This is a genomic window from Tychonema sp. LEGE 07196, assembly GCF_963890365.1.
In the GTDB taxonomy this organism is placed as follows: Bacteria; Cyanobacteriota; Cyanobacteriia; order Cyanobacteriales; family Microcoleaceae; genus Microcoleus.
The window spans coordinates 35893-62383 of record NZ_CAWPRX010000055.1; the positions used below are offsets into that span (position 1 = coordinate 35893).

General features: G+C 46.4%; 27 protein-coding genes and 1 pseudogene. 10 read left to right on the plus strand and 18 right to left on the minus strand.

Annotated elements, in window-relative coordinates; genetic code table 11:
- Positions 1 to 59: 59 nt before the first annotated feature.
- The 5 genes from AACV78_RS07145 to AACV78_RS07165 form a co-directional block, all read right to left on the minus strand.
- Positions 60 to 332, minus strand: a complete 273-nt coding sequence (locus AACV78_RS07145) for a COG3415 family protein (protein WP_194010670.1) — start codon at positions 330 to 332, stop codon at positions 60 to 62.
- 29 nt (positions 333 to 361) lie between these two features.
- The gene (locus tag AACV78_RS07150) at positions 362 to 574 is read right to left on the minus strand and encodes a hypothetical protein (protein WP_194010671.1); all 213 of its coding nucleotides are present in this window, start codon (positions 572 to 574) and stop codon (positions 362 to 364) included.
- Between the two features lie 165 nt (positions 575 to 739).
- Complete coding sequence (locus AACV78_RS07155; protein WP_194010672.1) at positions 740 to 2977, minus strand: O-linked N-acetylglucosamine transferase, SPINDLY family protein; 2238 nt, start codon at positions 2975 to 2977, stop codon at positions 740 to 742.
- Positions 2978 to 3080: 103 nt separating this feature from the next.
- Complete coding sequence (locus AACV78_RS07160; RefSeq protein WP_194010673.1) at positions 3081 to 3596, minus strand: type IV pilin-like G/H family protein; 516 nt, start codon at positions 3594 to 3596, stop codon at positions 3081 to 3083.
- A gap of 113 nt (positions 3597 to 3709) precedes the next feature.
- Positions 3710 to 5029, minus strand: coding sequence for a class I SAM-dependent methyltransferase (locus AACV78_RS07165; RefSeq protein WP_194010674.1), 1320 nt, complete (start codon positions 5027 to 5029; stop codon positions 3710 to 3712).
- A 127-nt stretch (positions 5030 to 5156) separates the two neighbouring features.
- Between AACV78_RS07165 and AACV78_RS07170 the strand changes: the two genes are divergently transcribed.
- From AACV78_RS07170 to AACV78_RS07190, 5 genes and pseudogenes are all read left to right on the plus strand, one after another.
- On the plus strand, positions 5157 to 5345 hold the full coding sequence (locus AACV78_RS07170) for a hypothetical protein (RefSeq protein WP_194010675.1): 189 nt from the start codon (positions 5157 to 5159) through the stop codon (positions 5343 to 5345).
- 77 nt (positions 5346 to 5422) lie between these two features.
- Entirely contained in the window at positions 5423 to 7603 is a 2181-nt protein-coding gene (locus AACV78_RS07175) for an O-linked N-acetylglucosamine transferase, SPINDLY family protein (RefSeq protein ID WP_228042103.1), read from the plus strand.
- A 212-nt stretch (positions 7604 to 7815) separates the two neighbouring features.
- Positions 7816 to 8433 (plus strand): annotated as a pseudogene (locus AACV78_RS07180) (Uma2 family endonuclease).
- A gap of 284 nt (positions 8434 to 8717) precedes the next feature.
- On the plus strand, positions 8718 to 9890 hold the full coding sequence (locus AACV78_RS07185; protein ID WP_194010676.1) for an AI-2E family transporter: 1173 nt from the start codon (positions 8718 to 8720) through the stop codon (positions 9888 to 9890).
- 375 nt (positions 9891 to 10265) lie between these two features.
- Positions 10266 to 11441, plus strand: a complete 1176-nt coding sequence (locus tag AACV78_RS07190; RefSeq protein ID WP_194010677.1) for a homocysteine biosynthesis protein — start codon at positions 10266 to 10268, stop codon at positions 11439 to 11441.
- Positions 11442 to 11519: 78 nt separating this feature from the next.
- On the opposite strand, the gene AACV78_RS07195 is transcribed toward AACV78_RS07190, so the two are convergent.
- Both AACV78_RS07195 and AACV78_RS07200 read right to left on the minus strand, forming a co-directional pair.
- Positions 11520 to 12767, minus strand: coding sequence for a hypothetical protein (locus AACV78_RS07195; RefSeq protein WP_445329578.1), 1248 nt, complete (start codon positions 12765 to 12767; stop codon positions 11520 to 11522).
- A gap of 222 nt (positions 12768 to 12989) precedes the next feature.
- Positions 12990 to 13115, minus strand: coding sequence for a hypothetical protein (locus tag AACV78_RS07200; protein WP_255512970.1), 126 nt, complete (start codon positions 13113 to 13115; stop codon positions 12990 to 12992).
- A 460-nt stretch (positions 13116 to 13575) separates the two neighbouring features.
- Here AACV78_RS07200 and AACV78_RS07205 point away from each other — a divergent pair, with 460 nt between their 5' ends.
- Complete coding sequence (locus tag AACV78_RS07205; RefSeq protein ID WP_194010679.1) at positions 13576 to 14487, plus strand: tetratricopeptide repeat protein; 912 nt, start codon at positions 13576 to 13578, stop codon at positions 14485 to 14487.
- A gap of 260 nt (positions 14488 to 14747) precedes the next feature.
- A complete protein-coding gene (locus AACV78_RS07210; RefSeq protein ID WP_194010680.1) occupies positions 14748 to 15680 on the plus strand; it encodes a Uma2 family endonuclease in 933 nt (310 codons plus the stop codon).
- Between the two features lie 37 nt (positions 15681 to 15717).
- On the opposite strand, the gene AACV78_RS07215 is transcribed toward AACV78_RS07210, so the two are convergent.
- From AACV78_RS07215 to AACV78_RS07235, 5 genes are all read right to left on the minus strand, one after another.
- On the minus strand, positions 15718 to 15999 hold the full coding sequence (locus tag AACV78_RS07215; protein ID WP_194010681.1) for a type II toxin-antitoxin system RelE/ParE family toxin: 282 nt from the start codon (positions 15997 to 15999) through the stop codon (positions 15718 to 15720).
- Positions 15999 to 16223, minus strand: coding sequence for a hypothetical protein (locus tag AACV78_RS07220; protein WP_096831014.1), 225 nt, complete (start codon positions 16221 to 16223; stop codon positions 15999 to 16001). Before AACV78_RS07220 ends, AACV78_RS07215 begins: the two co-directional genes overlap by 1 nt.
- Complete coding sequence (locus AACV78_RS07225) at positions 16216 to 16563, minus strand: helix-turn-helix transcriptional regulator (protein ID WP_194010682.1); 348 nt, start codon at positions 16561 to 16563, stop codon at positions 16216 to 16218. Before AACV78_RS07225 ends, AACV78_RS07220 begins: the two co-directional genes overlap by 8 nt.
- Before the next feature lie 281 nt (positions 16564 to 16844).
- Complete coding sequence (locus tag AACV78_RS07230; RefSeq protein ID WP_194010686.1) at positions 16845 to 18572, minus strand: succinate dehydrogenase/fumarate reductase flavoprotein subunit; 1728 nt, start codon at positions 18570 to 18572, stop codon at positions 16845 to 16847.
- 128 nt (positions 18573 to 18700) lie between these two features.
- A complete protein-coding gene (locus tag AACV78_RS07235) occupies positions 18701 to 19015 on the minus strand; it encodes a hypothetical protein (protein ID WP_194010683.1) in 315 nt (104 codons plus the stop codon).
- Between the two features lie 690 nt (positions 19016 to 19705).
- Here AACV78_RS07235 and AACV78_RS07240 point away from each other — a divergent pair.
- The 3 genes from AACV78_RS07240 (at position 19706) to AACV78_RS07250 (ending at position 21704) form a co-directional block, all read left to right on the plus strand.
- Positions 19706 to 20431, plus strand: a complete 726-nt coding sequence (locus AACV78_RS07240; RefSeq protein ID WP_194012089.1) for a lysophospholipid acyltransferase family protein — start codon at positions 19706 to 19708, stop codon at positions 20429 to 20431.
- On the plus strand, positions 20422 to 20595 hold the full coding sequence (locus AACV78_RS07245; RefSeq protein WP_194012090.1) for a hypothetical protein: 174 nt from the start codon (positions 20422 to 20424) through the stop codon (positions 20593 to 20595). The genes AACV78_RS07240 and AACV78_RS07245 overlap by 10 nt, the downstream gene beginning before the upstream one ends.
- Before the next feature lie 287 nt (positions 20596 to 20882).
- On the plus strand, positions 20883 to 21704 hold the full coding sequence (locus tag AACV78_RS07250; RefSeq protein ID WP_194012091.1) for an alpha/beta fold hydrolase: 822 nt from the start codon (positions 20883 to 20885) through the stop codon (positions 21702 to 21704).
- Positions 21705 to 22067: 363 nt separating this feature from the next.
- On the opposite strand, the gene AACV78_RS07255 is transcribed toward AACV78_RS07250, so the two are convergent.
- The 6 genes from AACV78_RS07255 to AACV78_RS07280 form a co-directional block, all read right to left on the minus strand.
- Complete coding sequence (locus AACV78_RS07255) at positions 22068 to 22673, minus strand: DUF2996 domain-containing protein (RefSeq protein ID WP_194012092.1); 606 nt, start codon at positions 22671 to 22673, stop codon at positions 22068 to 22070.
- 183 nt (positions 22674 to 22856) lie between these two features.
- Positions 22857 to 23744, minus strand: coding sequence for a hypothetical protein (locus AACV78_RS07260; protein WP_194012093.1), 888 nt, complete (start codon positions 23742 to 23744; stop codon positions 22857 to 22859).
- Between the two features lie 138 nt (positions 23745 to 23882).
- Positions 23883 to 24440 carry a hypothetical protein gene (locus AACV78_RS07265; RefSeq protein WP_194012094.1) on the minus strand — a complete coding sequence of 186 codons (558 nt, stop codon included), beginning with the start codon at positions 24438 to 24440 and terminating at the stop codon, positions 23883 to 23885.
- 340 nt (positions 24441 to 24780) lie between these two features.
- Positions 24781 to 24897, minus strand: coding sequence for a photosystem I reaction center subunit VIII (locus AACV78_RS07270; RefSeq protein WP_194012095.1), 117 nt, complete (start codon positions 24895 to 24897; stop codon positions 24781 to 24783).
- A 57-nt stretch (positions 24898 to 24954) separates the two neighbouring features.
- Positions 24955 to 25464 carry a photosystem I reaction center protein subunit XI gene (locus AACV78_RS07275; protein WP_194012096.1) on the minus strand — a complete coding sequence of 170 codons (510 nt, stop codon included), beginning with the start codon at positions 25462 to 25464 and terminating at the stop codon, positions 24955 to 24957.
- 114 nt (positions 25465 to 25578) lie between these two features.
- Positions 25579 to 26295, minus strand: coding sequence for a TIGR04283 family arsenosugar biosynthesis glycosyltransferase (locus tag AACV78_RS07280; protein ID WP_194012097.1), 717 nt, complete (start codon positions 26293 to 26295; stop codon positions 25579 to 25581).
- Positions 26296 to 26491: the final 196 nt, after the last annotated feature.

Here is a 26491-nt window from a genome sequence, read left to right on the forward strand (position 1 = left end):
GGTTTCATCTTGGCATAAATATCGTAGCCTTTTACCCTTGCCAAAATAATTTTGAAACGTTAATACTGCTGGAACGATGTTTTTTTTAAAAGTTCCACTGCTGCTACGTCCTGTAAAGCACTTTGGGGACGTGGTACTTTCAGTTTTCCATGAAGGCGATAATGCACCCATGCATAAACTGTTGCATAAGTAAGGAATAGATTATACTCGCTTTTGAGCCATTCCACAATTTCCCCGTAGCTTTTGAAGGGGACTCCTGTTGCCAAACGTTCTTTTAGTCCTGCTAATGCATCACCTGTCAAGTGTGGTTCTTGTCCAGGGGCTTTTTTCACCAACAATAATTCCGACAATCCACAAGTCGCTACTTTTGTAACCAGCGGGTTATCGTAGATTTATCTCTCCCCAAACGATTCGCTAATTCTTGATGCTCCTGTACTTGCCCTGTTTTTAACCACCATAATACTTGTATTCGTTCTTTCTGACTGGCAGTACGAGTATTTTTTAGTTGTTTTTCTAAAAATTCTACACTTTCTTCAATTGTGATTTTTAAACTACGAGCCATAAAACGCACCATCAACGCTATCTCTATATTATATGCAGCTTCACATAAAATTGGTATTACTTCAATATCTTCCCTTGAAGCAACAGCGCCATTGAAATTTGAGCGTGGATTGTACAGCGTTGATTTTGAGTTTCGCTACTCGGATTTGTACGATAATTACTCTACAAAAGCTCCTTACTACTCCTGATAGTTTTCAACATATTTGTGCCACATTTGCTCGTAAGCTTTTTCCATCTCTCGCGTAAATTGCTTACCATTCCACAGCGGAGCAGTTTGTCGTGACTGTCGCAGTTTCCAAGATATTTGTTGGCGCAAAACAGGGTCTTTTCCTAAACGAATTCCCCATTCTACATACTGTTCATCAGTCCAAGCAATCCCTTCGGAAATACCTGCATTCATCATCATAGTGTAGCTGTTACGAGCAGCAAACTGCTGCCCTACTCGTGTTACTATAGGAACGCCCATCCACAGCGTTTCCAATGTTGTTGTAGCTCCGTTATAAGGATATGTATCTAGTACCACATCTGCAATGCCCAAATTAGCTCGGTGTTCTACCTCCGATCCTGTCAATCCTAAAAATCGCAGGCGATCCGCTCCCACTCCCTCTGATTCCGCAATTTCGACAAAAAACTTTTTGAGTGATTCTTGATCCGCCAAACCTTTAATTAAAAAGTAACTATTCGGTACTTCCTTAAGAATTTTCAGTTGTAACCGTGCGGTATCGGGGTGATACTTATATCCCCTCTGAGCGCTCAGATAAATCACAGCATCACTGCCGATATCCAAGTGATCGCGTCGCAAGGTTGGTACCCCAACCTCAAAACCATCGACTGCTATGTAAGTTTGAGGCAAACGCCAGATTTTTTCCGTATAGTAGTCTTGAGCTGATTCTGGTAAAACGTAAGGATCGGCAATATAGTAATCAATACTTGGGAGGCTCGACGCATCCCAACCCAGCCAAGTCACCTGAACAGGTGCTGGTTTAATTGCCATAATTTCACAAGAATTACTCAGCGTTACACTATCTAGATCTACTAAGATATCTATTTCATCTTCGTAAATTTTTTCAGCAACTTCATAACTATCTAATCCTAATTTATAAGCTTTGTCAACTTTGCTAATGTACCAATCTTCTACCTTGTCGCGACTCATTTCCGAGCTGAGCAGGTAAGCATTTACTTCAAAGCGAGATGGATCGCGGTACTCAAACACCCACCGCGCCAACCACCCCACAGAATGGCTGCGTAAGCAATGAGACAGATATCCAATCTTCAAACGTTTACTAGGAGGATCGATCTTGAGAAGGGGCGATCGCCTCTGGCGACATTTCTCCACTTTCTCCTTTGCATAATTTTCAACATTTAACTGAGCAAGCTGAGCTAATTGACAGCGAATTTGTATGTTTTCCTGTGGGATATCCTGAAAGTATGGGAAAAAAAACACAGACACAAATAAACCAAGATTAGCACCCTGAGTTAGGGATGTCGGTTGCTCCTCCATCAAAGCCGCTAACAGGGACTTCTGCGCTTCCAACGCTAAACAAAATTCCTCCCAATAACCACCAGCTCCCATCAAACCGCGCATGATCAGGAAATTAGCGTAAACTTTATTTGCTAAGTCTTCCAAAACGGAATAGTACAACTTAGCAGTTTCTATTCCTTTGGTATGCTCACCAATATCTTGATAAAAAGAAGACAAAGCACCCAGTAATTCTGGATTTTTAGGAGCTATACGCAAGCCCAGCTCACCGAAGCGTGCTGCTAATGCAAATTGCTTTGCTAAGTAAGAAATCTTATAAACAAAAGGTATTAAAATACTTAAAAAAGTTAGGGGCTCTTTGACGTGGGCTGTACTAGCTTCCGTCAAGTCAAAGGATGACGGATAAAAAGGAGCCCGGTCTAAAACATTCTTCAATACTTGCATCAATAGCTCAAAGTCTACCCCGTTTGCTTGTTCTGACTTAAGCAGCTCAATGACGCCAATATCTACCAATTCCTCCCCACTATATGTCTCAAGCATGGTAGACAGCCCGATCAAATGCAATAGATTATTGATATCTGTAGGATTAATTTCCCTTATATGCTGTCGAATTGCCCAAGCCACTGCATAGTCACCCAGATCCCGCTGTCTATTCGCCTCTGTTTGCAGAACCTGTGTTAGCTCCTCACTCCACTGCTCTATTTCTTCAGATTCTCCCTCCGCCACTGCCAACAGCCAAGTAGTCTGAGCTTCAATTTCTTGTCCCTGCAACAGCAACATCAACCCTAAGTGCCAGTAGTGCGACTTGACATTTGGTTCGTCTTCAATTGCTTGTTCATAAAGCTTTGCAGCCTGAATGTAATTTCCTTGAACCAGAAATTGAGCGGTTTTTTCCGGCCAATCAGATTCTACAGCCGATAAATCACTAGAAACCATAGACTAAGCTGTTCAAAACAGTTTTTATAAAATAGATAAGAGCAGGTAGTACACAGAGTCCTACCCGCTCCCGTTAAGAAACAATTATTGTGAGGATTGGGAATTACTTCTGAACTATGGTCATACCTGTTCCGCAGGTGACTTCTGTCGTACCATAATTAGCGGGTGCAGGATTACCAGTATTGGTAGTCTCACAAATTATGCTTTGCGTGGTTTTGGCGTCGCCAGCATCGACTAAACCTACCCCACCGGCATATCCTTTAAGAGCGGAAGTATTAGTGGGACCTGCCAGGGAATCAGCGGAGGATGCGGTAGTTACTACACTGTAGTTATAGTTAGTGGTTTGAGTTTTGAGGCCGAGACCCAAAGCGGCAACGTTACTCCCAAACTTAGTATTCTCTGCGTAGTATGCTTGCTGACCCTTATTCATTGAACTGACATACTGTTTGCCTTCAGACTGCTTGGCTTTATTGGCTTGGTTGAGGAAGGCTGGCAAAGCAATAGCAGACAAAATACCGATAATGATGATAACAACCAGCAGTTCAATCAGGGTGAAACCTTGATCCTGTCTTCTTTTGTTGATGTGTTGCAGGAACTTGGCTTTAAATTCAGTCTTCATAAGTCTTTTCTCCTTGAGGGGGTGGGATGCTCGTTTCTAACTCTTATATGTAACTTACCCAGTTGTCGGCGCTTTAATATCACCCCAGAGCAATTTTTTTTCAACTCCCGGTGTTAACGCTCCAAAAGCACGTATAGAAAGACTTCCAGCCTAATCAACAGTTCCTTGACTTGCTCAAAGGCTGTTTGTTCGCTAACAGTCTCTAGGTTAACAGCCATCTGGGAGCGGATTTGGAGCCACTGCTGGACTAGCGACACCGCAGACTGCGGCCCCTCCCACAGAGGTAGCAAGCAAGCGGCAATTGTACTGTCGATCGCCACCGGCGCTAGAGTTGGCACAATAATATAACGGCTGATCTCAAACGCCGTCTGACTGTCAATGCAATTACTCAAGTCTTCCCTAATCTGAGAAGTCCTCAGTTGCGGGTGCAGGTGTACCCGTGATTCCCGCCATTGAGCTTCCGTCCATTCCGCCACGGGCACAAAATCATGAGCCTGATGGGGATTGCCGCACCAGAAATCAAACAAACGGTGCAGGGGATGTAACAAGTCAAATAAATGCAGCCGCTCTTCCAGAGAAGCTTCTGGCAGACTCATCGCCAAAAACGGAGGCAAATCACCTGCATCTTTGAACAAATCCATCAAATCCCACCTGCGCCAAGCCACCATATTGATAAACTCTAGATCGGCGGATCTCAACATGGCAAACACTTCAGGAATGGTAGAACCTTTATCACCCACCAATAAATAGTTAGACATAATCCATGACTCATTCTGCGCGCGATCTGAGTTCCAGGTGAATGCCTTAAGCCCTACTTCATCTTCTAATGCTTCCATTGTTTCGCGGACTATTTCTATCTCCAATTCTCCCGGAGATCCATCCATTAATCCCATTGCTTTGAAAACAGCTTGAGCGCGAAATACTCCGGCTCTACCATTTGAACTGTGAAGGTTGGTGCGGATGATGCCATCGGGAGCCAGAACAGACTTCATCGCCTGCAATCCAGCAACAGCATCGGGCAAGAGATACAGAACTTCGTCAGCATTTATATAGTCAAACTGTAACCCTAAAGTTGGTAAATTTTCTATTTTCAAAGCATAAAACTCTGCATTAGCAACCCCATGATATTGCAAACGTTGCTCGGCTAGTTTCACAGATTCTTCTGATAAATCAATGCCTACTATTTTCGCTCCCGGATTGGCTATAGCTAAAACCAAAGATTTATAACCGGTGCCGCATCCTGCATCAAGGATAACTTTACCTTCTGTATTGATGACTTTTCTATTTCTGAAGTAGTAAGCAGTGACAAGATTGTGAAGGTAGAGCAATTCGCTGTTGTCTTTTGGAGATTCTTCCAGCGGGATTCTGGGATAAGGAGTATTGTCAAATTGCTGGCGAATGTTTTCTATTAACTCTAAATTTTGGCGATCCATGTTCAATTGCGCTCAACGCTGGCAAATTATCCTAGTATCTCAAAAAATAGCCGATCGCCCGCCAAGCCGCAACACATACTTGCCATAATAATCTCAATCCCTGATTATACAACCAACCAGCACATCAATGAACACCAACATCAGCCCGATCCTCAAAGTATTCACCCTCTCCGCCGCCCTTTCCCTAGCCATCAAGTACGCAGGGCCTAGCTTATCCATCCCCTCTACCGACCTCAACGCCATCATCGCCGTCTTTTCCCCCAGTCTGATGCTAGCAGCTATCCTCGGCTGGCGATCGCGCCAACAGCCAAGATAGGGGATGGAGGGCGATCGCGCCCAAAGACGAGTTAAATTAAGCTAGGTGCGATCGAACACTCAAACCAAAACCCATTCATGCCCAGCAATATAGATGAGACAGACAATCACATGGATCTAGCCACCTTAAATCTCAAACCCTTAAATTTGCTGATTTTTCCTGATTGGAACCAAGCCGAAGAATCAGTTTATTTAGAGTTAGAACAAATTATTAGGAGTCTGGTAAGTCATCCCGATCGCGATTTTTTAACTATTTTAATATATGTCAGTGAATCCTTAGAAAAGTCAGAGTTAGATGCCAATCTGATTTTATCAGCTATTGTGATGAATCTTTTCATGGAAGAAGATTTAGATACTAGCTGCGAACCGGAAATTATTTTATTGGAAAATCTCAATCGAAGCCAGTGGCTAGATATTTTGCCACATATTCAATATCGAATTAAGTTGAGTGCGGAAAATCACCAAGCAGTAGCAGACTCTGGAATCGCACCAATTCCAGTAGTGGAACAAGAACAACTTAGCGATATAACAGTTGATTCCCAAGCATTAGCGTTGAGAGAATTCGGCAACCAACTCTACCGCCAAGGAAGATACGAAGCAGCCATTAAGCACTATCAAAGGTTTTTAGTATCCCAGATAGGAGATATAGAACTGTATGGTAACTTAAGCGAGTGTTTAAGAAACCTCAACAGAATCGAAGAAGCGATCGCGATTCTTGAACAAAGCATCCGCAATTACCCGACAGCCGGACAACTGCATTTTCAACTCATCAAAGTTTGCCAGCAAAACGGACGCACTCAAGAAGCTATATCAAGTGCAGAAAAAGCAACGCAAATACTGCCTAATGAATATGTTTTTCAACTGTTTAAACACTTAACATTGCCGATTATTTATAACACATCAGATGAAATACAATTTTACAAAAAAAGATTTGTTCAAGAATTAAAAAAATTAATTCAGCAAACATCCCTAAAAACTCCACAAGACAAAATTAATGCTTTCCGGGGTTTTAGTAGTTTCACTAATTTTTACCTAGCATATCAGGCTCACAATGTTGTGGAATCGCAATCAAAGTATGCTAATTTAGTCCATCAAGTTATGGCCGCCAACTATCCGCAGTGGGTGCAACCGCAATCGATTCCTCCAGTGTTGGAAAATGGCAAAATTAGAGTCGGTTATATTTCTAGTTACTTGCATTCTTACAGTGGAACTTTATGGTTGACTGGCTGGTTGCGTTATGCCGACACAAAACACTTTGAAATTTACTGTTACTATACGGGTAACGATCCCGATCCAATTACAGAACAATTTCGTCAATATAGCACAGAATTTCGGCACATTCCCTACAACCTAGAAGCCGTATGCCAACAAATTATTGATGACAAATTGCATATTCTTGTCTTCCCAGAAATTGGCATGGATGCACCAACTATCCAAATAGCAGCTTTGCGCCTTGCCCCCGTGCAATGTTCGGCGTGGGGACATCCTGTCACCTCTGGTTTGCCGACGATTGATTACTTTATTTCCAGCGAATTGATGGAACCCGAAGATGGGCAATTGAATTACTCAGAAACTTTAATTAAGTTGCCTAATATTGGTGTTGCCTACCCAAAACCCATTGTTGGTAAATTAACTCAGACTCGCTCAGATTTTGACCTCCGAGAAGATGCAGTAATTTATTTGTGCTGCCAAGCCCCTTTCAAATACTTACCGCAATATGATTTCATATTAGCAGAAATTGCGAGTCGCGTTCCGCAAGCTCAGTTTATTTTTCCGCGCGGTGAATTGCTGCGGGAACGGCTAAAACGTGCTTTTGCTGCTATCAATCTTGACAGTGAAGATTACTGTCTGTTCCGAACTATTCCAACTCGACAAGATTACATAGCAATTAACTTTCTTGCCGATGTTTTCTTAGATACTTTCACTTGGTCGGGGGGGAATACATCTTTGGAGGCGATCGCCTGCAATTTACCCATAGTAACTTGTCCGGGAGAATTTATGCGGGGACTTCACACCTATAGCTTTCTCAAAATGCTGGGAGTGACAGACACAATCGCTAAAAATGAAGCAGAATATATTGAAATTGCTGTCAAGTTGGGTAGAGATTCAAAATGGCGGCTAGATATTGCACAACGCATGAGTCAGCGACAAGGTAATCTATTTGACGATAGAGTTTGCGTGACTGCGTTAGAGTCTTTTTATCAAAGAGTTGTTCGAGAAAGACTTGAAGGTTATAGTAATTCTATAGAACCCATTTGACATCTTTGAGTTTTTGGGTTGGGTGACGAGAAATATAGAGATAAACTGGTTTCTGAGATTTACGCTCATGGCGAGAAACCGGGTATTCTTGGAGTTTTTGGTTGGGTGACGAGAGATATAGAGAGAAACCCGGTTTCTGAGATTTACGCAGAATAGATATCAAATAAGTTTTATAGCTTAGGGCAACCAAAACCAAACTAGAAGCCATAACCATGATTCAAGCCCTAGCAGAATTGGTAATATTCGATAAATTCATTGACTGGTATCCTGACAACTCAGAACACCGCTACGAATTGCACAATGGAGAGATTTTTGAGACCCCAAAACCAACAGATAAACATTCTAAACTGACAGGTTTTCTCGTAGCATATCTAAACTTTGAAATCAGACTGCTACAATTGCCCTACTTCATTCCCAAAGAATCTGTCATCAAACCCATTAGGGAGTCATCGGGACATGAACCAGATATTATTGTACTTAACGAACAAACCATTGAAAAATAGCCTTTGTGGCAAAAAGTATCAATTTTTACAATGGGTTCATCAGTTCCCCTGATTGTAGAAGTAACCAGCACTAACTGGGTGGATGATTACTCCCTAAAGCTTGAGGCTTACGAGTCAATTGGCATCCAAGAATATTGGATTGTAGACTATCTAGGATTGGGCGGCAGACGGTTCATCGGCAACCCCAAACAACCTACTTTTTCAATTTACCAACTAATTGATAGCGAATATCAAGTCAAACAATTCAGAGGGGCTGAGATTATTGAGTCCCCAACTTTCCCAGAATTGCATCTGACAGCGCAGCAGGTGTTCGCCAAAGGTAATTGAGGAAATTGCTTTCTTTGCTGTCCGAATAGAGTATCTTAGTGAAGGTAGGAGTCAACTTAAGCTGTGAATGTAGTGCCAGACTGGTGTCTGACGATTATGCCTAGATCCCCTAGCGCCCCGGATAGTCGGGGGGAACAAGAAATTGCTCAAATTTCCCCTTCTTAAGGGGGATGCGAGGGGACTCAAAATGCGGCTGTAAACGAGAGATACGAAGAGTTATATTCTTATAATTCCCAATACTCTACTCCTCAATCTCAAATCTCAAATCTCAAAGCTAAAATCTAATGAAGCTAGGACAGTGGATGGGCTTATTAGCCCTCATCGCATCTTGTTACATCCTCTGGCAAATCAGACAAGCCCTGCTGCTGCTTTTTGCCGCTATCGTCTTAGCCACAGCCTTAAACAGACTAGCACGCTACTTGCAAAAATTCCGACTCAAAAGGTCGATCGCCGTACTTTTATCAATTAGCTTTTTAGTCCTGGTTTTGGTAAGCTTGTTCCTGATAATTGTACCGCCCTTTGCCCTACAATTCCAACAACTGACCCAAAAAGCACCTGAAGGAATCGCTAAACTAAACGACTGGGTAGATCAAATCGAAGCTCGCTTCTCGGGACAATTCGATCAAAGGCTGCCGAATCTTGATGTTAACGATATTATGCGACAACTGCAACCCTTGTTCAACCAACTCGTTGGCGGTGCAGGAGCTTTTGTTGGCAACACATTAGGGGTTATCCTCAGCTTTTTGCTGGTCTTAGTTTTGACCTTGATGACCTTAGCAGATCCCCTCTCTTACCGCAAAGCATTTATACAACTATTTCCCTCTTTTTACCGCCGGCGAATCGATGGTATTTTAGATGAATGCGAAATAGCTCTCGGTCGATGGGTCATCGGCGCTCTGATTAGCATGAGCGTGATTGCTTTGTTGAGCTTAATTGGTTTGTCAATTTTGCAAGTTCCCCTACCGTTAGCTCACGCTGTAGTAGCAGGATTTCTTAACTTGATTCCCAATATTGGCCCCACGATGAGCGTCATTCCGCCAATGACGATCGCACTTTTAGACTCTCCCTTACAATCTGGTTTAGTTTTAATTCTTTACTTTCTAATTCAACAGTTTGAAAGCAACCTCCTCACTCCCTACGTTATGGCACAGCAAGTATCATTGCTGCCAGCAGTAACATTAATTTCTCAAGTATTTTTCGCCACCTTTTTTGGATTTTTAGGACTATTACTTGCTCTCCCCCTCACCGTTGTAGCTCAAGTTTGGATTAGGGAAGTATTAATTAAAGACATTCTCAACCAATGGAACGCGAATCCTCAAACCTTAGCAGCAATCGATTCGGCTATTCACGAAGAATATGAGTCTCTAGGAGTAAAAAATCACAGACAAGAAAGCCTTCCAGAACAAAAAACAGACGTCGCAGACCAAGCAGAAAATGACGATACTGTCAATCGATAATTCAGGTGGGTAGTGAGGAATTCAATCCTTCTTGATTCTCAGAATGAAAACTGAATTCCTGACTACAAACTTAGCAACTCGATCGCCATCAATAATTCAGGTTTGATTGTTCGGACTTCAGTTTTTCTTGACTGGGAGTATCTGGGTTTTGCATTTAATAGTGCTGTCCCCGCGAGTTCGCGGTGCAAGACTCGCACAATAAAAAATGCTTTTTTCAAGGCACGAGATGAGATGCTCCCTTCTTGATTCGAGATTGAGGACTTAAGTCCTGACTACAAACTTAGCAACTCGATGGCCATCAATAAAACAATACGGTTTACTTAAATCAACGGTATCGATCGATAAAACTAAAAACTAAAAACTAAAACTAAAATTATGAGATCGATCGACGAAATCAACGATAAAATCAGCCAAGGCAAAGCCACAGTCTGGACGATCGAAGAACTCAAAAACCGAGTCCAAGAAACCAGCATTAGCCAAGCCGCCAAAGAAGTCGATGTGATTACCGCAGGCACCTTCGAGCCGATGGAATCCTCCGGTGCCATCATCAACCTCGGCCATACCGATCCCCCGATCAAAATCCGCCAGTGCTGGCTAGACGGCGTTTTAGCCTACTCCGGCTTTGGGGCTGTAGACCTGTACTTGGGAGCCACCCAAGTAGCCGAAGACGGCGAAGAATCCCGCGAACGGGGCGGCGGACACGTCATCGAAGACTTAATCGCCGGGAAACCCGTGCAGTTGCGAGCCTTGGGGCAAGTCACAGACTGCTACCCCCGCGCCTCCTTTGAAACCACAATTACCCGCGATACCATCAACCAGTTTTATTTATTCAATCCCCGGAACGCCTATCAAAACTTTATTGTGGGAGTCAACGGGGGCGATCGTCCGCTGTTCACCTACCTCGGCCCCCTGCAACCAAACCTCGGCAACGCCGTGTATTCGAGCCTGGGAGCCATGTCACCCCTGCTAAACGACCCCCACCTCCAACTCATCGGCATCGGCACCCGCATCTGGCTGGGAGGCGCTCAGGGCTACATCACCTGGGAAGGAACCCAGCACTTCCCGCTGCAAAAACGCCAGCCCAACGGCACCCCCATCGGCCCGGCCGCCACCCTCGCACTCATCGGCGACGCCAAACAGATGAACTCCAAATGGGTGCGCGGCTGCTACTTCAAAAACTACGGCCCGTCGCTGATGCTGGGAGTCGGCATCCCCTTTCCAGTCTTAAACGAAACAGTGGTAGCCAACTGTGCAGTCTCCGACAAAAAAATAGTAGCGCCGGTGGTAGATTTCTCTATCCCCCGGCGCGTTCGTCCCACATTCGGTTTAGTCAGCTACGCTCAATTAAAAACTGGTCGAATTCTCATCGAGGGCAAACCGGTGCGGGCGGCCCCCTTGGCGAGTATGTTTCTCTCCCGGCAAGTAGCATTAGAATTGAAGCAGCAAATTGAAGCAGGTCAATTTACCCTCACGGCCCCAGTTGCTCCCCTACCCACCGACAGAGTATTTCTCCCGCAAGATTTGTGGGGGGCCCAAGTCAGGCTGGAATAAACGATTTTAGATTGGCGATTGGGCGATTTTAGATTAACCAGACGCACTAACCGAAAACCTCCAATCTCAAATCTTGCCCTAGGCCTCGGGCTTAGGCTTCTTAACCGGCTTAGGAAGAGGTTCCTTGGGAACAGCAGGTGCTGCTGCTGCGGACTTGATGGTAGGACGCCCTACAGGAGTACCGTCACCGCTGGGCCTAGGAGTAAACGGACGCTTGTTTCCTCCTCCTTTGTAGCCGCCGGGCTTGCTGCCGGGGGGGAATTTCCGCTTTTTAATCGGCAGGGCGCCAATATTGTTCGCCTGCTCGATCGTCAGACTCTCAGCTTTCAATTTGACGTGGAAATCCCAAAAAAATCCGATCGCCTTTGTTCCTACATCCCCCTTGAGTTTCAGCTTAAAAAACTTCATCTTGTCGTCATTCTTGCGGGGAGCTTGCTTGATTTTGACGATGACATACTTTTCTTCCTCTTGCGATTGTTGATAAATCACCTCGCCTCGAATCGAAAAATAGCCATCTTCAACATCAGGTTCCGAGGGCGATACAGATGCCGTCGATGCTTCGCTGCTAGCCTCAATCTCCCCTGCTTCCAGATTTTCCTCATCCGAAGACACTTCGGGAGATTTCTTGAGCGTTTCCGGCTCCCAAACTCCCATAATCTGGGCGTGCAAGTTGCCGTCTTCTTGCCTGGTGCGGGGATAGACCACCCAGAGGTGTTCTTGTTCCAGATCCAGGTGATTTTTGACTAAACTCATGACTCTACCCAGCAAAACTGCATCGATGGCAGTTCCGTCAGCAGCAATCAGCATACCTCTGGTGAATTGCTCTTCGGATTGGGTGTAGCGGCCCCGCACCAAACCAACAGCTCGGTACTGTCTGGGTTCGCTGGGGGGTGGAATCGGATGTTGGCGCATGACGGAGGGTAAGTCATCCTCGGCCTGACTTTCGTTAGCTGCTGGCGCGTCTGTTGGCGCGGGCGGTGCGACGGCGACTGCTGGAGTATCGCTGGCCGATTCCGAAGGCGCTGCTAGCGCAGAGGGTGCAGGAGCATTGCTGGGCGGTTCTTTTGGCTTTGTTTTGTCCTTGGCGGGGGCAGAACTGTAGCGCGGTCGCTGCAGCGTATCCTTTGACGCTGGTGCGTCTGTTGGCGCTGGTGCGTCTGTTGACGCTGGTGCGTCTGTTGGCGCTGGTGCGTCTGTTGTCGCGGGCGCGTCTGTTGTCGCGGGCGCTAGATTTTCCTCAACAGGTGCAGCCGGTGATGGCGGGGAAGACACGGGACTTTCGTCTGGTGTCTCGGGCGCGGAGGCTGTAACTGCGGGCTGATTCACGGCGGACTCGCTCGGCTCGGCCTTGCGAGCAGAAGTAGATTTGGACGATTTGGAAGACCGGTTGGGAGAGGGGTTCATAAAAAACTCCTTGCAGCGGAGACACATCCCTTAAGGGAAATTAGGAATAAACTGAAGAAACTGATTTCACAACTACTAGCACCAAACTTAGGACTTGCGCCGGAAAGTTTGGTTTTGACTCATCAATGCCAGTTTTAAACTTCGCTACGAGCGATCGATCGCTCCGGGATGGGCGGGCTGCTCTAATCCTTGTGGGCAAAGAGTTTGAGAGTTGCAAACCCCACTCGTCGGGTCGATCGGGCGAAAACTGGCACTGGTGGCTAATAGCATTTAGGATATTCAGATACTTCGAGCCCGGACAATCTAGGATATATCCCGATCGATCGCGTGCTGAATACCTGAGCATCAAACCAGGCAATATTTCGCAATGCTTTGAGGAAAAGCCTCAAGGCGCCGTTCCAATCTCTTTGGAGCAGCTTGCTTATTTTACTTACTCCAATTACCTGGCGGGTCGATCCGCCATCTTTTCGGTAATTTTTAGCTCGACCAAACTAAATTGGACGAAAGTCGCAGTTTTTGGGGCTGCGGGTCTTTGTGTCCCAAATTGTTTGACGAGCGTGGAGTTGCGGGTCTGTTACCATATTAGCTGCAAGCAAAAGACTGGTTTGTGAATTGGCACTTTGAAGTTAAGAACTTTTATGGTTACACGGATTCGGTTAAATCGCAGACGCCCCTAGGCGATGGGTTAATTCTTAGAAAATAGTAGATTTTAAGTTGGGATAGTTGAATTATGGAAAAAGCAAACAAGCGTCGCGGGTTGATTAGTGTGGTGGTGGTGCTTTCGCTCATCGCTTTTTTGGGATTTTCTCTGGTTCCAATTTTGGACAGTATTCTCAAGAGCAGTCAAACAACCGCTACATCGACTCCAACGCCGACTCAGACTGCGCCCTCTGGCGAGAAGCAAGCGCAGTTGCTGCAAGATCAGGTGAGGGGGTACGAATTGGTTTTGCAGCGCGAACCTGACAATGTAACGGCGCTGCGGGGGTTGTTGCAGGTACGGCTGGAGTTGATCGGACAGGGAGTGGGGGACATTAAGGATGCGATCCCACCTTTGGAAAAGTTGGCTAAACTGAATCCCGAAACTACTGAATACGGGATTTTGCTGGCTCAGGCCAAGGAACGCACGGGCGATCGCGAAGGGGCGGCTCAGGCTTACAGGTCAATTTTAGCGTCTAAGCCTGGGGAAATTAAGGCTTTGCAGGGGTTGGTGAATTTGCTGTTGGTGCAGCAAAGGCCCGAAGCTGCGATCGGACTGCTGCAAGATACGCTCAAGGCCGCTCCGGCACAAAATCAGGCGAAACCGGGAAGTATTGATGTCACTTCGGTGCAGTTGATTTTGGGACAGGTTTATGCTGTGCAGAAGCGCTACGATGAGGCGATCGCGATTTATGACGAATCCGCCAAAGCGAATCCGAAAGATTTTCGCCCGACTTTAGCCAAGGCGATCGTGTTTAAGGAACAAGGCAAAACTGACGAGGCAAAAACGCTGTTTGATAAAGCTAGTGAGTTAGCTCCTCCTAACTACAAAGACCAAATTAATCAGTTAGCTAGCGGCACTCCTTCGCCTTCTCCTGCGGCCGAGAAAGCGAGTCCTGAACCGGAGGCTTCTCCTAGTCCTGAAGGTGCGCTACCGACACCTTAAGGAGAGTTTTGGATGAAAGAATTTTGAGTTTTAAGTGAAATAGTTTTAAGTGAAAAACTTAATACTTAAAACTCAAAATTTATTGTTTGATTCCAAATTTAAATTAGAGCGTATCCGTCAAATAATGGTTACAACGTTTGTAGAGAGGACTGAAGTCTTCAGATTTTTGTAAGGACTTCAGTTTTCTCTACAAACCTATTTAATTGCCTTCGTGACCGCAGACATGATATTATGAATTAAGCAAGACTTCGGAGGGAATTATGACCCAAAGCGTTGACCGCGTTGTTCTACCTCCTGCTTTTCCAGACCACACTCAATTACCAGAGTCGGATGGTACTTTTGTGAAAAATTTTCAGGAGCATCCGCAAAGTTTAATTTTAACTGATTCGATCGGCCCGATTTTGCAGGAGCGGCATCCTGACGGACAATATGCGATCGGTCAAGACTGCGGCATTTACTGGCGAGAAACCGAGCCGCCGGAAAAAGGTGCAGAAGCTCCTGATTGGTTTTATGTTCCGAATGTACCTCCTAATATTGACGGTCAAATTCGCCGTTCCTACGTGCTGTGGCGGGAACACATAGCACCGTTAATTGCGTTGGAATTTGCGAGCGGCAACGGGGATGAAGAGCGCGATCGCACTCCTTTATCGCGCACTGATGAAGGGGTAATAACAAAACCTGGCAAGTTTTGGGCCTACGAGCGGGTGATGCGAATTCCCTATTACGGCATCTATGAAATTAACAGCGGCAGATTAGAAGTTTATCGGTTAATTGACGGGTATTATCAACTGTTAGAACTTAACGATCGCGGTCATTTTCCTATTGCACCTTTAGGCGTAGAATTGGGACTTTGGCAAGGCAATTATCAAAATCAAACCATGCTGTGGCTGCGCTGGTGGGACGAGGAAGGTAATTTGCTGTTGATTGGCGATGAAAGAGCCGAATTGGAGAGATTGCGGGGGGAACAACAGCGGGAAAGAGCCGAACAAGAAAGGTTGCGAGCCGAACAAGAAAGATTGCGAGCCGAACAAGAAAGATTGCGAGCTGACAGTGCAGAGCAGGCACAACAAGCTGAAGCTCAAGCAAGAAGGGCTGCAATTCCCCGGTTGTTGGGAATGGGTTTGAGTGCCCCACAGGTGGCGGAGGCGTTGGGTTTATCGGTGGAGGAAGTCAGGGAGGATGGTGGAGAGTGAGATAGTGGGAAGGAATTGGGAAAAAGGGCGATCGGGCTTAATAGACTTCATCATGAGAACCCATTTTGAGTAATAAAATAGCTTCCTCCTCATCTTCTGGATCGGTCACAAACTCAAATAAAATCCGATAATCATAATCTATTGAACAGGACCAGATACCCGATAAATCTCCTGTCAGTTTGTGAGTTCGCAAGCTGGGGTTAAAGCAGTCTTCAGACAAAAGTTCAAGCGTAGCTTCAATTAAAAGGCGAAGCTGAGAATTTTTACGAACTAACTTTTTGAAAGTACGAATAGATTTGGGAGTCCAACCAATTTTCATCAATCATCCAACTCCGCCATAAAATCGGCTACCGACCCAAATTTAACATTGCCCTCTGCATATTCTTGACGAACTTCTGCTACTTCCTTGAGTAATTCATTTCGTCGCTGTTGTCGCAGGCGATTCTGAAGAATATCTAGAAGCATGGCTTGATCTTCTAATGATAAAACTTCTACAGCTTCAAGAGCTTGCTGGAATTGAGATGTCTGTGTCGTTTTACTCATGTTTTTTTTTGCTACTTATAATCACGTTGGAAGAAGCAATAGCGAGTGCCACATCCTCGCGTGTTGCTCCCAGCGCTAGCATTGTCCTTACCATCAAATCAAGAGAAACCGACGGATCGCCTGATTCAATTTTAGCTACCCGTGACTGACTAGACTTGATTTTCTTAGCTAAACTTTCTTGAGAAAGGTTTTGAGTGATGCGAAGCTGCTTCAAGGGTTTAATTAGAGACAGCTTCATCTCAATAAAAGCAATTTCTTCGGCTGAAAGTTCTAGAAAGTCTGCGGCATCTCCCACCCGCCAACCTGCTGCTTCTAAACATTGACGTTTAATGGCATCCATTGTAAATATTACCTCTTTTAATTATAGGAATTGCACAGACCAACGATTGTGAATGATGAATTGTCTCTCAAGTTGTAAGGTGGGCAATGCCTACCCAGCCCTGTCAAGGTGGTGAAGAAGGCTATCAAACCCTTGAAAATTCGTTGATTCTAATCGTTCGACAGTCATGCTTTTTAACCGCAATCGACAATAAATCTTGTTTGCGATCGAGATCCAAGAGCTAGGATGACGTAAGTACGTCGAGATCGCCTTGACAGGGCTGGCATCGCCCACCCTACAAATCAATACTTCCTCTCCTGCGGCTCAAACATCGTAATCGCCACCGGCATATAAGCCAAATCAATCCCAGCAGGTGAGTAATAGGCCAGCGTATGCTTCAAGAAATTGTCGTCATCCCGCTCAGGAAAATCTTCCCGCGAATGAGCTCCCCGACTTTCCTGCCGGTTCAAAGCAGAAGTTAAAATCATTTTCCCGACAACTATTAAACTCCGCAATTCCAAAGCTTCCACAATTTCCGTATTCCACAACTTGCCTTTATCGTCTAAGTAAACTTCCTCATATTCTCGCTCTAAATCCTCCAGTTTTTGTAAACCTTCCTGCATCAATTCGGCGCTGCGAAATACCCCGCAATACTCACTCATCGTATCTTGATACTGCTGCCGGATTTGATTAATTCGATATTTTCCGGGACAATCTAAAAGTGCTTGAATTTGCTCTTTGGTTTCTTGGATATAACGCTGTTCGTCTACTGTAGGTAACTTGCGATTTTGTACGAATTGTGCTATGGTTGCGCCAGTAACTTTGCCGTAAACGACGCATTCCAACAGCGAATTGCTGCCCAAACGGTTAGCGCCGTGAACAGAGACACAAGCTGCTTCGCCGGCTGCAAAGAAACCGTCTACCAAACTGTCAGCACTGCTGCGAACTTGCCCGTCGATATTAGTTGGAATTCCGCCCATTGAATAGTGAGCTGTCGGGCGGACGGGCATCGGTTGGTTGACAGAATCAATTCCTAATAAGCGGTGGGCTTCTTCCCAAGCAAAAGGTATTTTGCTCATGATTTTTTCGCGTCCCATGTGCCGCAAATCGAGGTAAATAAAGGGGCCGCCTGCACTACCGTCGAGATTAATTCCTCGGCCTGCGCGAATTTCTAGGGAAATCGATCGCGATGTAATGTCCCTAGGCGCTAATTCCATCCGCGACGGGGCGTAATTGGCCATAAATCGATCGCCCTCGGAATTAATCAGATAAGCACCTTCGCCCCGCACGGCCTCGGAAATCAACACTCCCACCGGATACAAACCCGTCGGGTGAAACTGCACAAATTCCATATCTTCCAGCGGCAATCCAGCCATCGCCGCCATCGCCAAACCGTCACCAGTCGAGGCGTAATCGTTCGAGGTGGTGTTGTAAACCCGACCGTAACCCCCCGTCGCAAACATCACCGCCTTAGCGCGCACGACGGCAATTTCGCCGTCTATCAGATTGAACATAACCACGCCCTTGGCTTGGCCTGCTTCCAAAATCAGGCGGGTGACATACCACTCTTGATAGATGTGAACTCCGCAGCGGCGCAGATTGTTGACTAATTCGTGGAGGATGGCGTGACCGGTTTTGTCGGCGGCATAGCAGGTGCGGCGGTGGGAATGTCCGCCGAAAGCGCGCTGGGCAATTCTGCCGTCTTCTAGGCGGGAGAAGAGGACTCCCATGTGCTCTAAATCTATGACTACACCGGGGGCTTCGCGGGTGAGGATTTCTACTGCATCTTGGTCTGCCAAATAGTCGGAACCCTTTACTGTGTCGAAGGCGTGGGCTTTCCAACTGTCTTCGGGATCGACATTTTGCAGGCTGGAGGCCATGCCGCCTTGGGCTGCGACGGAGTGCGATCGAATCGGGTGAGTTTTGGCAACAACTGCTACCTTTAAACTGGGCTGAGTCCGGGCAATTTCTACAGCGGCGCGGCAACCTGCTAAACCGCCGCCTACAATGATTACGTCGTGTTCCAGCATTGTTTGAGTAATTTTGAGTGTTCTCCTCAACTTATCGTGACGCAAAAAAAAACTTCCTATCAAAAGATCGGGAAGTTTTTTAACTTTTGATTGGAATGGAAGATCAAAAGTTAAAATTTCAAATTAAACTAGCCGATGGTTTCTATAGGCTGCTGATTGGATTGATTTCCGGTTGCAGAAGGTTGATCTTCGGTGGCGGGATCTACCGAAAGCACTTGAATGTTATTTAGGAGAGTTGTCACGAAAGCAAACAGCAAGAAAGGCAGAGACAGCACTAAAATCAAGCCGACGGTAGCCAAGGCGTAGATTTGACGGGCGCTGCTCCAGAGGGCGAGTGCGGACGCTAGACTCAGGAAGATGACTATCAGCCAAACAATGATTTGACCGTAAATGTCGCCAAAGGTGAGGGTACATTTAAGGCGATAGTTTTGGATGTTACTCATTTGATGCCTCGGAAGATTGCTATTACGACTTGTCTAAAAATACTTTGACAGCCTGTCAATACTGACTGTAAATTTCTAATTTTAGAGCGCACAAGTAGGTTTTGCGGGAGTTTTAAACATTTTTATAGAAGTTTGCAACAACACTTTATGAATTTTTGTTTCCGATCGAGAATTTTTGTCGCAACAAGACTTAGGCATTTCTCAGAAAGATGGGCCAAACAGGGCAGTGGGGCATGGGGCATGGGGAATTGGGCCGAAGGGCTCTAGCGTTGCGGAGGGATGGGGCATTGGGAATTGGGCTCTAGCGTTGCGGAGGGATGGGGCCGAAGGGCTCTAGCGTTGCGGAGGGATGGGGCCGAAGGGCTCTAGCGTTGCGGAGGGATGGGGCCGAAGGGCTCTAGCGTTGCGGAGGGATTGGGCTCTAGCGAAGCGGAGGGGTGGGGCCGAAGGGCTCTAGCGTTGCGGAGGGATTGGGCTCTAGCGTTGCGGAGGGATGGGGCATGGGGTATACCTCATAACGCTTGAGAACCGCTATCTGTAGATCCGCGCTGCGCCTGAAATGCGGGTAGATTTGCAAAGGTCTTGTCTAGGGGAAGTATGCTTTTTGGCTGAGTCCCGATTTCGTAAAGTAATGTTAAGCTGCATGGGGATGCAATCAACCTCTATAGCCTCGCACCTGTGTTTTAGCCCATGTCTTCCGATCGCACATTGCTGATTTCGCGCTGTTTCCTGGCCACTTTGGGAACGCAGATGTTTTTGCACCACGAGCACCGGATGCCCCGAGATAGTCCGGTGCTGGTGGTGAGCAATCACCGCAGTTTCTTAGATCCTGTGCTGCTGACGGCGGCTTTGGGTCGATCGATCCGCTTTGCTTGTCATCACTACATGGGTCAAGTTCCGGTGATTCGGGAAGTTGTCACGACTTTTGGGGCTTTTCCTTTGGAAGCACCGGAGCAGCGACAGCAGCATTTTTTTTCTCAAGCGACAGCTTTGCTGCAAACTGGGGAGATGGTGGGGGTGTTTCCCGAGGGTGCAGAACCGATGGTGAAAGTTACTCAACCGAGTGCTGTGGGGAAGTTTCAGCGGGGATTTGCTCATTTGGCTTTGCGGGCTCCGCTGCGCGATTTGGCGGTGTTGCCGGTGGCGATTGGTTCGATGGAGGAAAAGTCGGTGCGCTCTGCTGTACCGCTCAAGTTGTTGAGTTTGTTCGATCCTTCCGAACCGCTGTTCGATCGCGCCGGGTGGCATCCTGTGATAGTTTATCAGCGAGTTAATGTTTTAATCGGCCGCCCTTACTGGATTACTGCCAATAGACAGCAGCAATATCGAGGCAAAAAAGCCAAAGCTGTTGTTGCTGAACTCACAGAGCACTGTCAGGGGGAAATTGCACAATTGCTCCAACGAGGGTGTTTGTAACGAAGGAAGAAGGAAGAGGGAAGTTCGGCAACGAGCAATGTACGGGATGTAACGGATGTAACGGATGTAACGGATGTAACGGATGTAACGGATGTAAGTCCGTCGGAAGAAGGAAGAGGGAAGAAGGAAGAGGGAAGAGGGAAGTTCGGCAACGGATTATTTAACGGATGTAACGGATGTAACGGATGTAAGTCCGTCGGAAGAGGGAAGAAGGAAGAAGGAAGAAGAAAGAGGGAAGAGGGAAGAGGGAAGAAGGAATAAATTTGTGATTTTTGCTCGCATTTTCCTTGTGCCGCCGTCCTCGGCTGATTCTTAGTCGCTTCCTGGTTTAAGATTCTTGATTCGTCTGATGTCTTAATTGATGATTGTTCTTGCTCTCTGATTATCCCCGTATTTTTGACAGCAATCCCCGACTGATAGAGTTCATATAATTTAATTTCTGATTTTAATCATGCCAAATGCTAGTAACCAGGTTCGTTTTCTAACCCCCAAACCGCCGAAATCCGATCGCCCTTTATTTATATTTCTGCCCGGTATGGATGGTAGCGGATTGCTGCTGCGGCCGCAAATTTCTAAATTAGCCAATTATTTTGACATTCGCTGCTTAACTTTACCTGCTGATGATATGGCTAGTTGGGAGGTACTTGTCAGCGAAACAATTGCCTTAATCGAAGCCGAAAAGCAAACCGGAAAGCAGCAGCGCCCGGTTTATCTGTGCGGCGAGTCCTTTGGGGGCTGTTTAGCGATGAAAATTGTTTTAGAAGCTCCTCAATTGTGCGATCGGCTAATTTTAGTGAATCCTGCTTCTTCATTCCGACAGCAGCCTTGGGTGCAGTGGGGTTCGCATCTAACTCAGTGGTTGCCGGCGAATCTTTATCCGCTGTCGGTAATCGGTTTGTTGCCGATGTTAGCATCTTTAGGAAAGATTGGGCGCGACGATCGGCGGGCTTTGCTAGAAGCGATGCAAGCGGTACCGCAACACACGTCTGTGTGGAGATTGGCGTTAGTGCGATCGTTTGATGTGGATCAAAATCAGTTGCGCGGCATCCAACAGCAGACGTTAGTAATTGCTAGCGGTGCCGATCGGCTGCTACCTTCAATAGCAGAAGCGAAGCTTTTAGTCAAAGTAATTCCCAATGCTGAAATGGTGATGCTGGCTAACAGCGGTCATGCTTGTTTGTTAGAAACAGATGTTGACCTTTACGGGATTATGCAAGAGCGCAATTTTTTGACTGAATCCATTAGTCAGCAGTCATTAGTTAGGAGTCATTAGTTAGGAGTCATTAGTCAATAGTCCTCAGTCAGTAGTCAGTAGTCATTAGTCAACATTCAACAGTCATTAGTTGCTTGTCTCCAGGCACTTTTTAGTGACGGTCTGGTTAATTTGGATACGAACTTTATCGATCGCTCAATCTGTAATTTTGCTTCTAGTGACCAATAAATGACAAGTCATAGCTAATGACTAATGACTGTTGAATGTTGACTGTTAGCTGTTAGCTGTTAGTTGTTATTGGGAATTGAGAATGAGAAATTGGGAATTCGTAGCAAGTAACCAATAACCAATAACTAATAACCAATTCCCAACAACTACTAACTACTGACTAATGACTACTGACTAATGACTACTGACTACTGACTAATTAAGATTCAGCCATTTTTGAGCGTTAAGCCGCTGGACGACGCCAAACACCATGAGGTCGAGAGTAATCTTGCGCTCGTCTATCAAAAAAGGCTCTAAAGTGCTGGTATGGCTATTATTTTCAGCACAGGAAAACGCCCTTTGACTTTGAATATTTTCTTGAGGAAAATACAGGTTAAATTGGCGCTGACCTTCTTGGAATTTACCAATTACCTGCCAGCAATCTCCAGCGGTACTCATACCGGCAATGGGGAGTTTTTGCTTGGTAAAACGCACCTCTAAGTCCTTAACGCCCTGCTTGGTCAAAGCAGTTTGCAAGGCGGGCAAATAATCTTGTTGAATAAATTCCGCAAAGGGCTTGTCTTCAACAGCAGGTGCTTTTTCTTTTTTAGCTTTAGCTGGGGGCTTGTCGCCGTCAGCGGCTTTAGCTGGGGGCTTGTCGCCGTCAGCGGCTTTAGCTGGGGGCTTTTTAGCTTTAGCTGCGGGCTTGTCAGTGCTGGGTAAGTCGGTTGTCTCGGGTGCGTCGGAACTTGGGGCGTTCTCGATCGCAGCACTGGGAGTTTCTGATTCGCCAGCGGTAGGGTTTTGCGGTTCTTCTGGCATTAAGGCTTCCTTGTAAAATTGATTGGTAGGAGTTTTGAGTTGAGATCCGGGCGAGCGACTCGATCGATCGCACAGATATTTTATCGAAAACCAAGCTTAAAGAATTGTCAGTCAAAAAACTTTGAGATCGAAACACTCGCTTCCGGGTTTTTCTATTGACAAATTGCAACTCCTGTGCTGACTCTAAATTTCAGCGACAGCTCGTTCAATCAAACGGCGGGCGAGAGTTTGAACGCCGGTGTGTTCGTAGTAATTGGTAGTCATGTCGAGGAATGCGCCCACATAGTCCACCTTATCGGCAGAAATTTCGACAAAATTCTGCAAGTGGCCGAGTACGTTTTGGGGAGTCAAACCCCGATCGCTGACAAAAGATCCCATCCAACCGGAAACCGAGTTAAAGCTTTCGCCGATAAAGCCGAGCTGGCCTGCGGGAGAGCCGCCTGGAATCATGCTGCCGATCGACTTAAACACTACATTATCTTGCAAATCTTGCGGGGAGAGGCGTTGAATCCAAGACTGAGTGGCCATAATAAAGTCTGGGCCCAGGGGAATCAAACCGTCGAAACAAACCAAAGCAGCCATCCGCATCAGGGATTCGCCGCCGTAGTCGCCCAGAGCTCCGGCAAAATCGCCGATGCTGTCGCCTGGAATCCCGTTAATTTGGCAAAAAGCGAGCAACTCAGTGACTAACTTCAAAGAAAGGTCGATCGTCTGAGCTTTTTCTGGCTTCGGGGTGAGATTGCCGAGGAAGCCCAAAAATGGGACATTTTCGGATACTTTGTTGGCCATAGCAGCCGCGCCTAGGGCACCGGAGGCACTGTCGATGGTTTGGTAGAGCCAAAGAGCGCGCTGGTAGCCTTGGGACTTATCGTTGTAGAGATAGATGGCGCGATCGCCAATTTGCTGAATCAAATCTTCATCAGTTTCGCCAGTAACAGTGCGAATGGTATTTTCAAAGCCCACTAAATTGTTCCACTCGCCGGGAACCACAAAGTCAAGCGCTCGCAGGGCTTTGACAGTCATGTTGTCTTTTGGCAGTTGATCGACTAATTCAAAGACTGTTTTGCTCACAAAAAACTCCTTATAGCTGAACAAGAATCAAAGATATTACTTTTGGCAGATGGCAAGAACTTCACAATTTTGTCTGGACAGACTTAATTCTGATTGCGCCTGACTAAAGTCGGGCGGGGAGTTCTATCGGAGACATTGCTACTTGAGGCGGGCTAGGCCGGGGAGGTTAAATTTTGACAGCCAAGCTTCGCGATCGCTAGCAGTAAAAGATGGATCGCGGGATTGAACTTTCACCTGATAGCGATTTGCCACCAAAACAGCAGTGATATTAGCACCCTGATTGACAGCAGGATAGCCGCTAATTTGCTTGGTACTTTGCTGGAATTTTGTACCAGCCGAGGGGTTGCCGGCGATATCGTTAATCGAGAGTACCGCGACATTTTTACCGCCTTTGTTGAGCTTAGCTTCAGCAAAACCAGATTTTTCTTGAGCGAAGACGCGATCGAATCCGGCACCTGAAGAGGGGAAGTATTTATTTAACTTGCCGCCTGCGACTGCGTTCTTGGGAAGGTTTTGACTTTGAGCTATGGATTTGTCAGTAGCCTGCTTGGCATTAGCGGCGGGTTTTTGGGTACTTTCCTCCTGGGCTTTGTCCCAGCGGGAAGGGGTTTGGGTTTGACCGCCGCAGGCGGTCACTAACAGGAGTACCGAGATCAGGAATGGAGCTAAGATTTTGCGCGCGGAGGGAAATGGCATCGATGTCTCCTTATGAGATACTTTCCGATTACAATTGTGACTCACGACTTCGCAATTTGTCTTCTGCGAGCGGGTGATTGGTGCTTGCGGGAAAAAAATATTTGTAAAAAAATCCTCTGCCCGCATGACAGAGGATTTTTTGCAATGGCGAATTCAGATGGAAGAAGACAGAAAGATTGCTCCACACAGTCGAGTCTGGGGGTCGGGGTCAAGAAAGCAAATTTCCTAATTACCAGCAATCTCAAAACAATTTTTTCGGATTTTCCCTAGACTTATGAGAGAGGTTTCAGAGCATTTGTCTGTCAGTCTTCCAACTGAGGCGTTGCTTTGTGGGAAAAGCTCAGGCGTCGCTTTCAATGTAGATAAACAACAAACCCATTACCACAACTGGCATCAGCCAGGTAATTACCGGAATCAAAATCCAAGGCAAGAAAGAGGCAGCGTAGGTACCTGTCATGTCAAATTCTCCAAACTAAAGTTAGCGTGTTCCAACAGGGATATAGACGAGTAGAGTCTAATTGTTGACTAAACCCCGGAAAATGGCATCAACGCCATTAAAGTTTTCCAGCAAGAAGTAGGCAGCAAAGACGCCACTCATGCCGCCAATGAAGAAACCAGCGGTCAACTGACTCCATCCTTCAGCATTTCTGAGGGAATCGGGAGTCATGGGATTAGCACTGGGGTAGCTGGTGTTGTCTTGCTTGAAAGAGACCAAACCGTAGGCAGACATACCTAGTGTGCCGAGTAGAACTATGACGAGGGCTGTAATTAGTCCGCCAAGATTAGCTGCTTCAGGATAATCCCGCAGGGGTCCGAAGACGATTTCTGGGCCGACGAGGAAATAGCCGTGTGCCAAACCGATTTCTAGACCTCGAACTAGGGGCGAGAGTCCTTTGCGGTAGGCTGGCAAGTTCCCGATGAATGCTTTGGTGAAATCAGAAGCACTGATGGGAGTTGCTAGATGACCCGTGAAGGGGTCGCCGTTAAAGGGTTTAATAAGCTCTGCATCTCTGGGATCGGCCATATTCTCTTTTTCCTCGCTGTGCGTAAATTTTGAGGCGTTCAAGTCATATTTTACGCAGGGACGGGCTTCCTATTTGCATAAATGCTACCGAGCTTTAGAAAAGTTCACTATTCTTTAGTTTTCAGAAGAATTTTTCTTTTGTCCTCTATACCAGAAAGCGAGTCGATCGGGCGACACTCCCAGGAAATAAGCGATAATTACTATTTGATTGATGGCAGTGGTTTTGAGTACCCCAAACTGCTGCCAGCGACGGTCGGAGGTCAGCACTGGCTGGGGTAATAGGGCAATGCGGCCTTGTTTTTTCAACCGGCGCACGAATTCAAAGTCTTCCATCAGGGGTAAGTCGGGAAAACCGCCGATTTTGTCAAAGGTAGCTAAATACAGAAAAATGGCTTGATCGCCGTAGGGCATTTGGAAAAAGTTCGATCGACAGTTTACCCCTGTTTCTACCAGCCGCAGACAGAGCCTGCGCCCATCAATTTTGAGTGGAAATGCCCCCCCTACTATGGACGGTTTAGCTAATGCCATGCGCGCGTCAGAGTCGTAGCCTGGGGGTAAAAGAGTGTCGGCGTGGAGGAACAGCAGGATATCTCCAGTAGCGGAGGCGGCACCTGCATTCATTTGAGTAGCGCGGCCTGGGGCGGTAGAGATAACTAGCACGCCCAGAGATTGGGCTATATCTGCGGTGCCATCGCTGCTGCCGCCGTCTGCGACAATGATTTCAACATTTTTAGCATTTCGGGCGGTGGAGATGACTGGGGCGATCGTAGGTGCTTCGTTTAAGGCTGGAATAATAATAGAAATTTTGAGATTATGATTTTCTGATGGCATACAGAATTAAGCAGCCCGTGACATAGAGGGCGGGTTGTACAAAGCTTATCTGTTATTCAACAGCTTCGGACAGTTTTAGGCTTTACAGATGGGGGCGAAAAACCGGGTTTCTATGAGTTTTGGGTTGAGTAGCCATAAATATAGCCTTTCTGTGCTCTGGTATGAGGTACTATCCGGGATAGGCCGCCGTGGCCTC